This is a genomic window from Nonomuraea fuscirosea (assembly GCF_003001935.1).
Classification (GTDB): Bacteria; Actinomycetota; Actinomycetes; order Streptosporangiales; family Streptosporangiaceae; genus Nonomuraea; species Nonomuraea fuscirosea.
In genome coordinates, this window is the sequence record NZ_PVNG01000002.1 from 425988 (window position 1) to 439422 (window position 13435).

Below are 13435 nucleotides of genomic sequence, written 5' to 3' on the forward strand. Positions count from 1 at the left end.
AGCAGCAGACATGACCGCTCAGCAGCCCAGCCGCATGCCGATCCATCGCTATCAGCCGTATCAGCCCGTCCGGCTGGCCGACCGCACCTGGCCCGGCAAGGTCATCACCGAGGCGCCCCGATGGTGCGCCGTCGACCTGCGTGACGGCAACCAGGCCCTGATCGACCCGATGGACTCCCACCGCAAGCTGCAGATGTTCGAGCTGCTGGTACGCATGGGCTACAAGGAGATCGAGGTGGGTTTCCCGGCCGCCTCGCAGACCGACTTCGACTTCGTCCGCCAGATCATCGAAGAGGACCGCATCCCCGGCGACGTGGTCATCCAGGTGCTGACGCAGGCCAGGCCCGAGCTCATCGAGCGCACCTTCGAGTCGATCCAGGGCGCGAAGCAGGCGATCGTCCACCTGTACAACTCGACCTCCACCCTCCAGCGCCGGGTGGTCTTCGGCCAGGACAAGGACGGCATCACCGCCATCGCGGTCGAGGGCGCCAAGCTGGTCAAGAAGCTCGCCGACGCCTCCGACGTCGACGTCCGCTTCCAGTACTCGCCCGAGTCGTTCACCGGCACCGAGCTGGACTACGCGGTCGAGGTGTGCGACGCGGTCAACGAGGTGTGGCAGCCGACCCCCGACCGCAAGGTCATCATCAACCTGCCGGCCACCGTCGAGATGGCCACCCCCAACGTCTACGCCGACCAGATCGAGTGGATGCACCGCAACCTCGCCCACCGCGACTCGATCGTCCTGTCGCTGCATCCGCACAACGACCGCGGCACCGCCGTGGCCGCCGCCGAGCTGGGCTACATGGCGGGCGCCGACCGGATCGAGGGCTGCCTGTTCGGCAACGGCGAGCGCACCGGCAACGTCTGCCTGGTCACCCTGGGCATGAACCTGTTCTCCCAGGGCGTCGACCCCCAGATCGACTTCAGTGACATCGACGAGATCCGCCGGGTCACCGAATACTGCAACCAGCTGCCCGTGCACCCGCGTCACCCGTGGGGCGGCGAGCTGGTCTACACCGCCTTCTCCGGCTCCCACCAGGACGCCATCAAGAAGGGCTTCGAGCACCTCGAACGCGACGCCGCGGCGGCCGGCGTGCCGGTCGAGCAGTTCACCTGGGCGGTGCCGTACCTGCCGATCGACCCGAAGGACATCGGCCGCTCCTACGAGGCGGTCATCCGGGTCAACAGCCAGTCGGGCAAGGGCGGGGTCGCCTACATCATGAAGGCCGACCACCAGCTCGACCTGCCGCGCCGGCTGCAGATCGAGTTCTCCAGGGTCGTGCAGGCGCGCACCGACAGCGAGGGCGGCGAGATCAGCCCCGCCGCCATGTTCGAGATCTTCCGCGACGAATACCTGCCCAACCCGGCCAACCGGTGGGGCCGCCTGAGCCTCATGGCCCACCGCCACGCCTCCACGGTGGACGACAAGGACCGCATCGGCGCCGACATCCGCCTCGACGGGGAGATCCGCGAGATCGAGGGCACCGGCAACGGCCCCATCTCGGCCTTCGTCGACGCGATCTCGGGCGTCGGCATCCAGGTGCGGGTGCTCGACTACGTGGAGCACGCGATGAGCGCGGGCAGCGACGCCAAGGCGGCGTCCTACCTGGAGTGCGAGGTCGACGGGCAGGTGCTGTGGGGTGTGGGCGTCGACGCCAACACCACGACGGCCTCGCTCAAGGCCATCATCTCCGCGGTCAACCGCGCCTCCCGCTGACTTCTCGAAGCCCGAGCCCTCATGGTGACGAGGGCTCGGGCTTTCCCATGCCCTGAGCCCGCCCGCTCGCCGGGAGGTGTCACGGGCCCTCCCCTTCCGCCGTCGAGACGTACCTCTCGCCCGCCTTTCGCCTCCGGTAAGAATGATGACCGGGTAGTGAACGTTGCGTTTCTATGGGAGGGAATCTATGCTCCTTAGAGAACGACGCGTTCTCTAAGGAGCGGCCATGGTGCTCGTGCTGTCGGGGCTGATGTTGTGCATGCTGCTCGGCGCGCTCGATCAGACGATCATGGCGCCCGCGCTGCCCGCCGTGGCGGCCGGGCTGGGCGGGCTCGACCAGATGTCCGTCGTCATCAGCGCCTACCTCGTCGCCGCCACCGTCGTCATGCCGCTCTACGGCAAGCTCGGCGACCGCTACGGCCGCAAGCCTGTCATGCAGGCCGCCATCCTCATCTTCGTCGCCGGGGCCGTCCTGTGCGGGCTGGCCACGTCGATGCCGCAGTTCATCGCTTTCCGCGCGGTCCAGGGCATCGGCGGGGGCGGATTGATGATCGGGGCGCAGGCGATCATCGGGGAGGTGGTGAGCCCGCGCGAGCGGGGCCGCTACCTGGGGCTCATCGGGGCCGCGTACGTGGTGGCGGCGGTGGGCGGCCCGCTCGTCGGCGGGTTCTTCATCGACCAGTTGAGCTGGCGGTGGATCTTCGCCATCTACCCGCCCCTGGGGCTGCTCGCGCTGACCGTGCTGACCGCCACGCTGAAGCTGCCGAGACCCGTCGGCCGGGCGCCGCTCGACGTGGCGGGCGCCGTCACGCTGGGCGTCGCCGTCGTGGGCGTCGTCCTGCTGGGGGAGAGCGGCAACCTCGCCTACCTCGGCCTGACGGCGGCCGGGGTGGCCGGCTGGCTGGTCAGCGCCCGGTACGCGGTCGACCCGGTCCTGCCGCTGCGGCTGTTCAGGGACCGGGCGTTCGCGGTGCCGGTGGCGATCAGTTTCGTCATCGGGTTCGCGTTGTTCGGCGCGGTGTCGTACCTTCCGGCGTACGCGCAGATCGCGCTGCACACGAGCGCCACGCGGGCCGGGCTGATGGTGACCGCGCTCATGGGCGGCGTGCTCGTCACCACCATCGTCTCCGGCCGGCTCATCACCAGGACCGGCGTCTACAAGCCGTATCCCGTCGCGGGCACCGTCGTCGCGGCGGCCGGGCTCGGGCTCATCGGCCTCGCCGGCGCCTCGCCGGTCGGCCTCGTGGGGGGGATGGCACTGACCGGGCTGGGCGTGGGCCTGGTCATGCAGGTCATGGTGATGGCCGCACAGAACGCCGTCCCGTACGCCGACCTGGGCGCCGCCACCTCGGCGGTGACGTTCCTGCGGCAGATCGGCGCGTCCGCCGGGGTCGCACTGGTCGGCGCGCTGATCACCATGCGGTCGGGCATCTCGGGGAGCAGCCCCGCCACGCTGCCCGCCGGCGTGCGCGAGGCGTTCGCCGCGGCCGTGCCGCCCGTGTTCGCCGCCATGGCGCCGCTGCTGGTCGTGGCGTTCTTCCTGGCCCTGGTCCTGCCGGCGCGCCCGCTCCGCACCACCGCCTACGTCGAGGAGAGACAGTGAAACTGGTCGCACCCCTGAACGCCTTCGGGCGCGCCGATCTGGCCATGGCCGGAGGCAAGGGCGCCAACCTGGGCGAGCTCGTCCGGCACGGCTTTCCGGTGCCCGACGGGTTCGTGATCACCACGCACGCGTACGAGCTGGTCGCCCGCGACCACGATACGCGCGAGCACTTCGAGAGCGTTGAGCCGCCCGAGGAGCTGCGGGAGGCGATCACCGGCGCCTACGCGACGCTCGGCGGCGGGCCGGTGGCCGTGCGGTCGAGCGCGACCGCCGAGGACCTGCCGGGGGCGGCCTTCGCCGGCCAGCAGGACACCTACCTCAACGTGGTCGGTGAGGACGCGCTGCTCGACGCGGTACGCCGTTGCTGGGGCTCGCTCTGGACCGACCGCGCCGTCTCCTACCGGGCCCGGCTGCGCCTGGACGACTCCGAGGTGCGGATCGCGGTGGTCGTGCAGCGCATGGTGGAGGCCGAGACGGCCGGGGTGATGTTCACCGCGAACCCCGTCACGGGCGACCGCGAGCAGTTCGTCGTCGACGCCGGCCGCGGGCTGGGGGAGGCGGTCGTGTCCGGGCTGGTCACCCCCGACCACTACGTGCTGCGGCCGTCGGGGGAGGTGGTGGAGTTCACGCCGGGACGCGGGGAGGTCGTGGTCCGCAGCGCCGCCGGCGGGGGAGTCGTGCACGAGAGCGCCGCGGAGACCGCCGGGAGCCCTGCCGGGGCGCAGGCGGACGCGCGGACCGGCGGCGCGGCCGGTGCCCGGGCCGAGCGGGGGCCGGTCGAGGGCACCGCCGCGCTGCTGTCCGACGAGGTGTTACGGGAGCTGGCCGGACTGGGACGGCGGGTGGCCGAGGCCTTCGGGCGGCCGCAGGACATCGAGTGGGCATACGTGGCGGGCCGGCTCCACCTGCTTCAGGCCCGCCCCATGACCGCCCTCCCGCCGCCTCCCGTGGGCCCGCTCGACGGGATACGGCGCCGCACGGCCGAGGTCCTGCTCGAGTACGTGCCCGTGCGGCCGTACCCGATGGACATGTCCTCGTGGCTGCCCGACGGCCCCGCGGGGCAGATGAGCAAGGTGTTCGCCGCGTACGGCATCCGTAACCCGATCCACAACGCCCTTCAGGAGGAGGACGGCGTCGTCTACCGGATCGAACCGGTCAAGCCGAGCCTGACCCCGAGGGTGCTGACGGCGCCGTTCCGGGCGCTGGCCAAGGCATGGAGGTACGACCCCGCCCGCTGGACCGAGGACCCCCGCTTCCAGGCGTACCTGAGGGACGTCGACCAGCTGCGCGCCCGCGACGTCGGGACGATGCCGTGGAAGGAGCTGCGGCAGGTGCCCAGACAGGCGCTCGGCCTGGTGGATCCGATAGCCGACCTGCGGATCGACTACCTGCCGGGCGTCGGGGTCGCGCTGCTGCGGCTGATGCTGGCGCTCGCGCCGCTCGGCCGCGGGAAGCTGTTCCGGGAGCTGATGCTCGGGGCGCGTACCCGTACAGACGACGCCAACCGGGCGTTGGAGCGCCTCGCCGAGACGGCCCGCCGCACGGGGGCGCTGGAGGCGGAGCAGCCGCCCGCCGAGTTCGCCGCCCAGCTGGCGGACTTCATGGCCGAGTACGGCCACCGCGAGACCACGAGCCCCATCCTGATCTCCTCACCCACCTGGGAGGACGCCCCCGAGGTGGTGCTCGACCTGGTCGGTGTGCTGGCCGCGGCGCCGCCGAAAGAGCGCGAGAAGCAGCCCGGGCGCCCGCTGAGGTCGCCCCGGCTGGCCCGCCGGGTGGCGGCGGCCCACGACGGCATGGCCTTCCGGGAGGACAGCCACTTCTTCTTCATGCTGCCGGCGCCGCTCATGCGCAGGGCGCTGCTGGAGATGGGCCGCAGGCTGACCGGCGCGCGCCTGCTCGACCATTCCGAGGAGGTCTTCCACCTGCGGCTGGAAGAGCTGGAGGCGCTGAGCGGGACCGACGACCCGGCGGCCGCCCGGCTGCGGGACCTGGTCCGGCGGCGGGCGTCCAAGCGGGAGGAGCTGTCCGGCGTGCGGCTTATCGACCCCGCCGCCGTCCATCCCGTCACCGACCCCGGCCCGGCGCTGCTGACCGGCACCGCGGCGGGCGGCGGCACCGCCACGGGACCGGTCAAGGTGATCGCGAGCGTCGCCGAGTTCGGCCGGCTGGAGTCCGGCGACGTGCTGGTCTGCCCGTACACGAACCCGTCGTGGACCCCGCTGTTCCAGCGGGCCGCGGCCGTCGTCGTGGACACCGGCGGCGCGGCCTCGCACGCCGCCATCGTCGCCAGGGAGTACGGCATCCCCGCCGTGATGGGCACGGGACGCGGCACGTCGGTGCTCGAAGACGGCCTGGTGGTCACCGTCAACGGTGACAACGGCACCGTCACGGCCACTCCCTAGAATGCCTGCCATGGTGACCGACCATCGCAAGCAGCCGCGCCGCCGGGGCGAGGCGCTGAGCGCCGCCATCTTCCAGGCCACGCTTGACGAGCTGTCCGAGGTCGGTTACGCCGGGCTGACCATGGAGGGCGTCGCCGAGCGGGCGAGGGCCAGCAAGGCCTCGCTCTACCGGCGCTGGCCCAGCCGCATCGAGCTGGTGATGGAGGCGGTCTACCGGTCGCTGCCGTCGCCCGGCTCCTCGCCCGACACCGGCAACCTGCGCGACGATCTGGTGGCCCTGCTGACCATCACCGCCGACGCCCTGTCGGGCCCGGCGGGCGAGGCGATGCGCGGGCTGCTGGGCGAGGCGCTGCGCGGCGAATCACCGCTGCGCACCATGCGGCGTACCACGCAGGGCAGGGGCAGGCGGCTGATGGAGGAGGTGGTGCGGCGGGCGGTCGAGCGCGGCGAGGTGGCGTCGTCGGACGTCACGCCGCGCCGCCTCGACTCCGGTCATGCCCTGCTGCGCCACCACTTCCTCTTCGAGGGCCTGCCGTTCCCCGACGGCCTCGTCGTCCAGATCGTGGACGAGGTCCTCGTCCCGCTGTTCAAGCCGCCCCGGGCGGACCGCTGAGGGGGTGGGCAGGTCGCCCGATCAAGCCGCCCCGGGCGGTCCGCTGACGGGGTGGGCAGGTCGCCCGATCAAGCCGCCCCGGGCGGATCGCTGACGGGGTGGGCAGGTCGCCCGAGAGGAGCGCCCTGCCTCGGGGGACGCGGCCGTGCGGGTGTCATGCCGGCTTCAGAGCCACGCGGTCGACCCCCGCCCGCTCGATCCGGCGCAGCAGGTCGAGCTGCTCGCGCAGCGCGTCACGCCCCGCCTCGGTGATCCGGTACGGCCGGTGCCGCTCCACCGACTGCACGGCCTCGATCAGGCCGTCCTCCGCCAGCCGCATCAGCTTCCCGTACAGGGTGCCGGGCTCCAGCGAGGTCCCCGAGAACTCCTCGATGTCGCCGATCATGCGATATCCGTGCTTCTGCCCCTCCGCGAGGCTGATGAGCACCAGCAGCGCCACGTCCGCGCAGCGGCTGAGCTCTTGGTTCCCGCGAGCCATCCACCCAGTAAAAGTGAGCGAGGTTCACTGGGCAAGACCCATCGTCTCGGCCATGGTCAGCATCGAGTGCCCGAAGGCCGTGCGCCGGTGCTCGATGGTGTTGTCGAACTGACCGAACACCTCGAAGTTGACCCAGCCGTACATCGCGGTCCACGCGGTGACGGCACGCCAGATCACCGCGTCGGGGACGCCCGGCATGAGCTCGCGCAGAGCGGCCGCGTCCGGCTCCAGTTCCTCCGGCGCCTCCGTCTCTGGGGCGCGCACCGCGCCCGCCTGCCAGGCGTCGCGGATGATGCCGGCCAGCACGGTGAGGTCGCGTACGCGGGCCGGGATCGTGTCCTGGGGCGCCTGGTAGCCGGGCACGGGGGAGCCGTAGATCAGCGCGTATTCGTGCGGGTGCGCCACCGCCCAGTCGCGCACGCCGTGGCAGGCCGCCAGCCACCGCCCGAGGTGGTCGGCGCGCGGGGCCGCCGCCTCGGCCTGCTCGACGGCCTCGCCGAGCGCGTTGTAGCCGTCGATGATCAGCGTGGTGAGCAGGTCGTCGCGGCTCGGGAAATAGCGGTAGATGGCCGAGGAGACCATGCCCATCTCTCGCGCCACGGCCCGCAGTGACAGGCCGCCCGCCCCTTCGGTGGCGAGCCGGCGCCGTGCGATGTCGGTGATCTCTCTGGTGAGTTCGGCCCTGACCCGTTCTCTGGCGGTACGGCTGGCTGTCATGTGCGCACAGTACCAGAGCGCCGCAAGCAAACGAGAGCACCGCTCTTGACGAATGGTGCTCTTTTGAGAGAGCATTGCTCTCCTAAGTGAACGCCTGAAACGTTGAACCACGGAGGCCCCCATGCTCGCCCTCGCCAAGCACGCCAACGCCCTGCTGATGTTCCTGCTGGAGCTCGGCGTGCTGGCCTCCGTCGCGTACTGGGGGTTCACGCTCAGCCCGAACTGGGCCGTCAAGCTGCTGGCCGGGCTCGGCGGACCGGCCCTGTTCATCGGCGCGTGGGCGCTGTTCGGAGCCGGTGGCGGCGAGAACGCCGTCTACCCGCTGACCGGCCTGGCCCGCGCCGCCCTGGAGATCCTCTGGTTCGGCGGCGGCGCCCTGGCGCTCTACGCCTCCGGGCTGGTCACCCCCGCCGTCGTCTTCGCCGCGCTGTTCGTCGTCAACGCGCTCCTGCGCCTGGTCTGGAACCAGAACTGAGCGCGCGGTACGGCTACGCTCGACGCGTGAAGACAGCCATGATCGGCCTGGGCGACATCGCGGAGAAGGCCTACCTGCCCGTGCTGGCCGCCCAGCCCGCCCTCGACCTGCACCTGTGCACCCGCGACGAGGCCAGGCTCGACCGGCTCGGCGACGCCCACCGCGTCGCCGCCCGGTTCACCCGCGTCGACGAGGTGATCAAGGCCGGGGTCGAGGCGGCGTTCGTGCACGCCGCCACCGAGGCCCATGCCGAGATCGTCGAGCCGCTGCTCGAAGCCGGGATCCACGTCTACGTCGACAAGCCGATCGCCTACACCCTGGCCGAGTCCGAGCGTATGGTACGCCTGGCCAGGACCGCCGGCCGGTCGCTGATGGTCGGCTTCAACCGCCGCCACGCCCCCGGCTACGTCTCGCTGGCCGGCCATCCCCGGCATCTGGTCGTCATGGAGAAGAACCGGCACAACCTGCCCGACACCCCGCGCCGGGCCGTCTTCGACGACTTCATCCACGTCGCCGACACGCTCAGGTTCCTCGCCCCCGGCGAGGTCACCGGCACCACGATCAGGACCCGCGTCCGCGACGGGCTCATCGAGCACATCGTCCTGGAGCTGTCGGGCGACGGTTTCACCGCACTCGGCGTGATGAACAGGGTGAGCGGCGCGAGCGAGGAGACCTGCGAGGCGATGGGCGACGGCCGCAAGCGCCGCGTGGTCAACCTCGGCGACGTCGTCGACTACCAGGGCGGCGAGGGGCTGGCCAGGCGGCCCGACTGGGTGCCGGTGGCCAGGCAGCGCGGCATCGAGCAGATCTGCCTGGAGTTCCTGGCCGCCGTGCGAGACGGCCGCCGGATCGACGCGGGCGACGCGCTGGCCACCCACGCCCTCTGCGAGCAGATCGTCACCCAGGCGACCTGACCCGCCCCGGCCGGGCGGGCAGAGCGAAAGGTCCGCGACCCGGCCGCGCGGCCGCGGGTGAGCGCGGGTCAGCCGGTGGGGGTGAGCAGGCGCATCGCGCGGTCGGCCCTGGCCAGCATCCGGCCGAACCGGTCGCCCAGCCGGGTCAGCACCGTGTAGCCCTTGGCGTCGCTCAGCGGGCTGGAGGACGACACGACGCCCGCCACCGACCCCCCGTACAACGCGGGCCCGCCGCTGCCGCCCGCGGCGGCGTGGCAGTTGCGGGTGACCATCAGCCCCGGCCCTTCCGAGACGCCTTCGACGGTGTCGCCCACGCACCGGTACATCTTGGTGCCCGGATAACCCCGGCCCACCGGATAGCCGAGCAGCTCCAGCCCGCGCAGCTCGGTGCCCCTGGCCGTGGGCATGGGCGGCAGCCCGCGCCCGGTCACGTCCTCCAGCGGGCGCTTGCGGCGCTCGACCCCGACCAGCCCCACGTCGTACGGCAGCAGCTCGGAGGAGAACGGCCTGCTGCGCCAGCGCGCCGGCACCCACGTGCGCACGACGGGCCAGACCCCCAGCGGCGGCCGGCCCCTGTCGTAGCCCGGCAGGAACGCCAGCCGCTTGAGCAGCCGCCCGTCGTGATAGAGGCAGTGCGCCGCCGTCAGCACCAGGCTGCGGCTGCGCGTGCCGATCACCGTGCCCCCGCACAGCACGTCCGTCTTCGCGACGGGGTCGCGGCCGAGCAGCACCCCGGTCAGCCGCCGCGGCCCCGTGTAGGGGCGCGGGACCGGCGCGTAGCCCAGGCGGTCGCCGTCAGGCGTCAGCACGCGGGGAACGGGCACGTTGCGTTGGGACACCTCGGTGAGGGCGGCTGGATCGAGCAGGACCAGAGAGAGCACCAACCTGAGCACCGTCCCACTCTAAGGGGAAGATGATCAATGCTCTGACCTGCGACATCAATGTTTACCCTATCTTGTGTACGCCGAACCCAGGGCCCGCAGCCGCTCGTGCGCCGACTCGTAGACCGCCGCCCGGCCGAGATACTCCTTGGGCATCTTGGCGACCATCGTGTAGTTCGTGTCGCACACGTTGCCGACCGGCGCCTGCCCGGCCTGGCTGACGAGCTGGTAGGCGTCCAGCGTGTCCAGCCCGGTCAGCTCGGCGGCCCAGGTGACGAGGTCGTGCTGGCTGATCCGGTACGCGTCCTCCAGCGGCCTGGCCGAGCCCGTGGACATCAGGTGCAGGTCGTCCTCCAGCCGGGGCCACGGCGTGGCCATGCCCTTGATCAGCTCGACCGCGACCACGGTGTTCATCGCCGACTCCACCGCCGTGCCGCACACCTCGCCGTGCCCCTGCCGCCCGTGCCCGTCGCCGATCGAGAACAGGCCGCCCTCGACGTTGACGCCCAGGTAGACGGTGACGCCCGCGCGCAGCTCGGGGGTGTCCATGTTGCCGCCGTGCGCGTCGGGGGTGATCGTCATGCGGGCCTCGTTCGCGGCGGGGGCCACGCCGACCGTGCCGTGCATCGGGTCGAGCGGCAGCGCCACGCTGAAGTCGCTGTTGCGCGCGTGGTAGACGGCCACGCCCCGGCCGAGGTCGATGTCGTAGCGCCAGACGCGCTCCTCCAGCGGCGGCTGGAGCATGGCCGTGGTGTGCGTGCCGGTCAGCGCGCCGAAGTGGGGGAACGTCGTGGACACCGCCCAGTCCCTGGCCGGGGTGATGGAGACGAAGTGCAGCGCCAGGGTGTCGCCCGGCTCGGCGCCCTCCACATGGAAGGGCCCGGTCACGGGATTGAGGTAGGGGAACTCGCACACCCGCGAGGGCAGGTCGTCCACGCTCCTGACCAGGCCGCCGAAGCAGTCCTCCGTGTACAGCTCCATGATCGTGCCCGGCCGCACCTTGCCGACGGGCGCGCGCCCGCCGAAGGTGTAGCTCAGTTCCTCAGGGGCGGGACGGTAGGAGACGACGTTCACTTGACCTCCTTGGGAAGGACGGGCCCGCGGCCCGACAGGTACGACAGGCCGAGGACGACGAGGCCGAGGGCCAGCCAGATGCCGCCGACCCACTGGGCCGCGACGTTCTGGTTGATCACCACGGCCACCAGGATGCCGAAGCCGATCACCGGCGCGACCAGGTGCGCCCAGTAGTCGCGGCTGCCCTGCCTGATCGCGTAGTGGACGACCACGGCCACGTGCAGCAGCAGGAAGGCGGTCATGGCGCCGAAGTTGACCAGCGAGGTCAGCTCCCCGGCGCCCTGCTCCCTGGTGCTCATGAACAGGCCCACGGCCAGCGATATACCCGCCACCGCGAAGGTCGCGTTGACCGGCACCTGCCGCTTCGGGTCCACCTTGGCCAGGAACCTGGGCAACTGCCGGTCGCGGGCCATGGCGAACAGCAGCCGCGAGGTGGCCGCCTGCGCGACCAGCGAGTTGGCGAAGCCCCAGGCGATGGCGGTGGCCACGGCGGTGAGCACCGCCAGCCACTGCCCGCCGGCGAACGCGGCGGTGTCGTAGAAGGCGTTGCCGGTGAGGTCGCCTTCGGCGATCAGCTTGTCCCTGCCGGGGGTGAGCAGCGCCGCCACCCAGGTCTGCACCACGAACAGCACGGCCGCGACGCCGAGCGCGGCGAGCATGGAACGGCCGAGGCGCCTGGCGTCCTCGCGGTTCTCCTCCGCCAGCGTGGAGATGCCGTCGAAGCCGAGGAACGACAGCACGGCCACCGACGCGGCCGCGAACATGACGCTCCAGGTGAAGGAGGAGGACTCGAAGATCGGGGAGAACGCGCCCGCCTGGCCCTTGCCCTGGGCCAGCGCGACGACGCCGGCCACGAGGAAGATCGCCAGCACGGCCAGCTCGGCGACCAGCATGACCCGGGTGATCCTGGCCGTCATCTGGATGCCCAGGTAGTTGATGCCGGTGTTGAGCAGCACGAACATGACCAGCCAGGCCCAGACGGGGATCGCCGGCACGAAGGAGTGCATGGCGCCGCTGGCGATCAGGTAGAGCAGCGAGGGCACGAGGACGTAGTCCAGCAGGATCGCCCAGCCGGCCATGAACCCGACCGGAGCCGCGATGCCGCGCCCGGCGTAGGTGTAGACCGATCCGGCCATCGGGAAGGCCCGCGCCATCTGCGCGTACGACAGCGCCGTGAACGCCATCGCCAGCAGCCCGATCACGTACGCCAGCGCCACCATCCCGTGCGAGGTGGAGAAGACGTAGCCGAAGATGCCGAAGGGCGCGATCGGCACCATGAAGATCAAGCCGTAGATCATCAGGTCGGCGAAGCCTAGCGTGCGCTTCAGCTCCTGCCGGTAGCCGAACTGTTCGATGGTGCTCATGGACGGCTCCTTGCTGCCTGGGGGGCTGCGCGGGGTGCTTGAGGGCTGCCCGGGGGGCGTTTCGCACCTTAGAGCCAAAGCTTTCTATTGAAAAGGTTTCTCTAGAAAGAAACTCAGGCCGTCGGCCCGGCCCAGGTGGACGGGGTGGCGGACCTGCCGGTCGAGCAGCGTGACCGTGCCGCGCGCGCTCGTGATCGTGGCCCCGTCGGCCGCCGCGTCGAGCGCCGGCACCGCCAGCGAGCCGGCCCGCGCGCTCAGGGCGGCCAGCATGGCCACCGCCTCGTAGCAGCCGTGGCCGTGGGCGTTGAGCAAGGGGGCGTCGTGGCCGAACCTGGCCGCGTACCGCTGCGCGAAGCCGAGGCCGGCCGTGGTCGGCAGGTCGCGGAAGTAGCCCATGGAGGCGTACAGGCCGCCCGTCGCGTCGCCGCCGATGCCGAGCAGGCCGTGCTCCTCCAGCGCGCCGCACAGCCGGGCCGCGCTCAGGCCGGAGGCCGCGTACGCGCGGTTGAAGTCGATCAGGTCGCTGCCGATCAGCGTCAGCAGGATGGCGTCCGGCCTGGCCTCGGCCACCCGCTCCAGCAGGGGCACCGCACCGCCGTTCGCGACCAGGCTCTCGCCGACCACGCTCGCCCCCGTCTCCCGCAGCCTCCTGCGGGCGCTGGCATGCACCAGGCGCGGCCAGATGTAGTCGTTGCCGAGCAGGTACCAGCGGCGCGCCCGCCGGGCGCCGGCCAGCCACTCGATGCCGGGGGCGAGCTGCCGGTCGGGGGTCTCGCCCAGGAAGTAGACACCGGGCGCCCGGCCACCGCCCTCGTACGGCGGCGCGTACACGAACGGCACCCGCCCCGCGATCGCGGCCACCACCTCCACCCGCACGTCGCTCGCGTGCGCCCCGACCGCGGCCCGCACCGTGCCCGACCGCACCAGCTCCGCCACCTCGGCCGCCACCACCCGCGCGGGACGCCCGCCGTCGACCAGGACCAGCTCGATCGGCCGGCCCAGCACGCCGCCCCGGTCGTTGACCTCCTCGGCGGCCAGCACGGCGCAGTTGATCGCGCACGGGCCCATGAGGCCCAGCACGCCCGAGACGGGCACGATCAGCGCGACCCTGACCGAGCCCGACGGGAGGAGTCGTGCCTCGAAGGGATCGACCATCGGCGCCACGCCGACGAGTATCCTCCCTTCTAGCTCCCC

The 13435-nt window shown here is 71.8% G+C and carries 12 protein-coding genes; 6 read left to right on the forward strand and 6 right to left on the reverse strand.

From position 1 onward, the window contains the following. Positions 1–10: 10 nt before the first annotated feature. The 4 genes from leuA to B0I32_RS05500 all read left to right on the forward strand — a co-directional run bounded on the left by leuA (position 11) and on the right by B0I32_RS05500 (position 6338). Positions 11–1717: a 2-isopropylmalate synthase gene (leuA, locus tag B0I32_RS05485; protein WP_106235517.1), complete on the forward strand. Its 1707-nt coding sequence runs from the start codon at positions 11–13 to the stop codon at positions 1715–1717. A gap of 226 nt (positions 1718–1943) precedes the next feature. After that, on the forward strand, positions 1944–3320 hold the full coding sequence (locus B0I32_RS05490) for an MDR family MFS transporter (protein WP_106235519.1): 1377 nt from the start codon (positions 1944–1946) through the stop codon (positions 3318–3320). Further along, positions 3317–5725, forward strand: coding sequence for a PEP/pyruvate-binding domain-containing protein (locus B0I32_RS05495; RefSeq protein ID WP_342751712.1), 2409 nt, complete (start codon positions 3317–3319; stop codon positions 5723–5725). Before B0I32_RS05490 ends, B0I32_RS05495 begins: the two co-directional genes overlap by 4 nt. 10 nt (positions 5726–5735) lie before the next feature. Beyond that, the gene (locus tag B0I32_RS05500; protein ID WP_106236059.1) at positions 5736–6338 is read left to right on the forward strand and encodes a TetR/AcrR family transcriptional regulator; all 603 of its coding nucleotides are present in this window, start codon (positions 5736–5738) and stop codon (positions 6336–6338) included. 154 nt (positions 6339–6492) lie between these two features. Here B0I32_RS05500 and B0I32_RS05505 read toward each other — a convergent pair whose 3' ends face one another. Then, positions 6493–6816, reverse strand: coding sequence for a PadR family transcriptional regulator (locus B0I32_RS05505; RefSeq protein ID WP_106235521.1), 324 nt, complete (start codon positions 6814–6816; stop codon positions 6493–6495). Positions 6817–6840: 24 nt separating this feature from the next. Then, positions 6841–7533 carry a TetR/AcrR family transcriptional regulator gene (locus B0I32_RS05510; protein WP_106235523.1) on the reverse strand — a complete coding sequence of 231 codons (693 nt, stop codon included), beginning with the start codon at positions 7531–7533 and terminating at the stop codon, positions 6841–6843. A gap of 121 nt (positions 7534–7654) precedes the next feature. Here B0I32_RS05510 and B0I32_RS05515 point away from each other — a divergent pair, with 121 nt between their 5' ends. Together B0I32_RS05515 and B0I32_RS05520 are read left to right on the forward strand one after the other, a co-directional pair. After that, entirely contained in the window at positions 7655–8008 is a 354-nt protein-coding gene (locus tag B0I32_RS05515; RefSeq protein WP_106235525.1) for a YrdB family protein, read from the forward strand. A gap of 26 nt (positions 8009–8034) precedes the next feature. Further along, entirely contained in the window at positions 8035–8922 is an 888-nt protein-coding gene (locus B0I32_RS05520; protein WP_106235527.1) for a Gfo/Idh/MocA family protein, read from the forward strand. A 68-nt stretch (positions 8923–8990) separates the two neighbouring features. Here the strand turns inward: B0I32_RS05520 and B0I32_RS05525 are convergent, their stop codons facing one another. The 4 genes from B0I32_RS05525 to B0I32_RS05540 all read right to left on the reverse strand — a co-directional run bounded on the left by B0I32_RS05525 (position 8991) and on the right by B0I32_RS05540 (position 13396). After that, positions 8991–9815, reverse strand: a complete 825-nt coding sequence (locus B0I32_RS05525; RefSeq protein ID WP_106235529.1) for a trypsin-like serine peptidase — start codon at positions 9813–9815, stop codon at positions 8991–8993. Positions 9816–9872: 57 nt separating this feature from the next. Continuing rightward, a complete protein-coding gene (locus B0I32_RS05530) occupies positions 9873–10877 on the reverse strand; it encodes an acetamidase/formamidase family protein (RefSeq protein WP_106235531.1) in 1005 nt (334 codons plus the stop codon). Beyond that, positions 10874–12241, reverse strand: coding sequence for an APC family permease (locus B0I32_RS05535; protein WP_106235533.1), 1368 nt, complete (start codon positions 12239–12241; stop codon positions 10874–10876). The genes B0I32_RS05530 and B0I32_RS05535 overlap by 4 nt, the downstream gene beginning before the upstream one ends. Before the next feature lie 84 nt (positions 12242–12325). Then, the gene (locus B0I32_RS05540; protein ID WP_245955654.1) at positions 12326–13396 is read right to left on the reverse strand and encodes a substrate-binding domain-containing protein; all 1071 of its coding nucleotides are present in this window, start codon (positions 13394–13396) and stop codon (positions 12326–12328) included. Between the last annotated feature and the right edge of the window lie 39 nt (positions 13397–13435).

What these genes read in the sequence shown, in the direction of transcription:
- leuA (WP_106235517.1), top strand. Translation starts at nt 11, where the DNA reads ATGACCGCTCAGCAGCCCAGCCGCATGCCGATCCATCGCTATCAGCCG.
- B0I32_RS05490 (WP_106235519.1), top strand. Translation starts at nt 1,944, where the DNA reads ATGGTGCTCGTGCTGTCGGGGCTGATGTTGTGCATGCTGCTCGGCGCG.
- B0I32_RS05500 (WP_106236059.1), top strand. Translation starts at nt 5,736, where the DNA reads ATGGTGACCGACCATCGCAAGCAGCCGCGCCGCCGGGGCGAGGCGCTG.
- B0I32_RS05505 (WP_106235521.1), bottom strand. Translation starts at nt 6,816, where the DNA reads ATGGCTCGCGGGAACCAAGAGCTCAGCCGCTGCGCGGACGTGGCGCTG.
- B0I32_RS05510 (WP_106235523.1), bottom strand. Translation starts at nt 7,533, where the DNA reads ATGACAGCCAGCCGTACCGCCAGAGAACGGGTCAGGGCCGAACTCACC.
- B0I32_RS05515 (WP_106235525.1), top strand. Translation starts at nt 7,655, where the DNA reads ATGCTCGCCCTCGCCAAGCACGCCAACGCCCTGCTGATGTTCCTGCTG.
- B0I32_RS05535 (WP_106235533.1), bottom strand. Translation starts at nt 12,241, where the DNA reads ATGAGCACCATCGAACAGTTCGGCTACCGGCAGGAGCTGAAGCGCACG.
- B0I32_RS05540 (WP_245955654.1), bottom strand. Translation starts at nt 13,396, where the DNA reads ATGGTCGATCCCTTCGAGGCACGACTCCTCCCGTCGGGCTCGGTCAGG.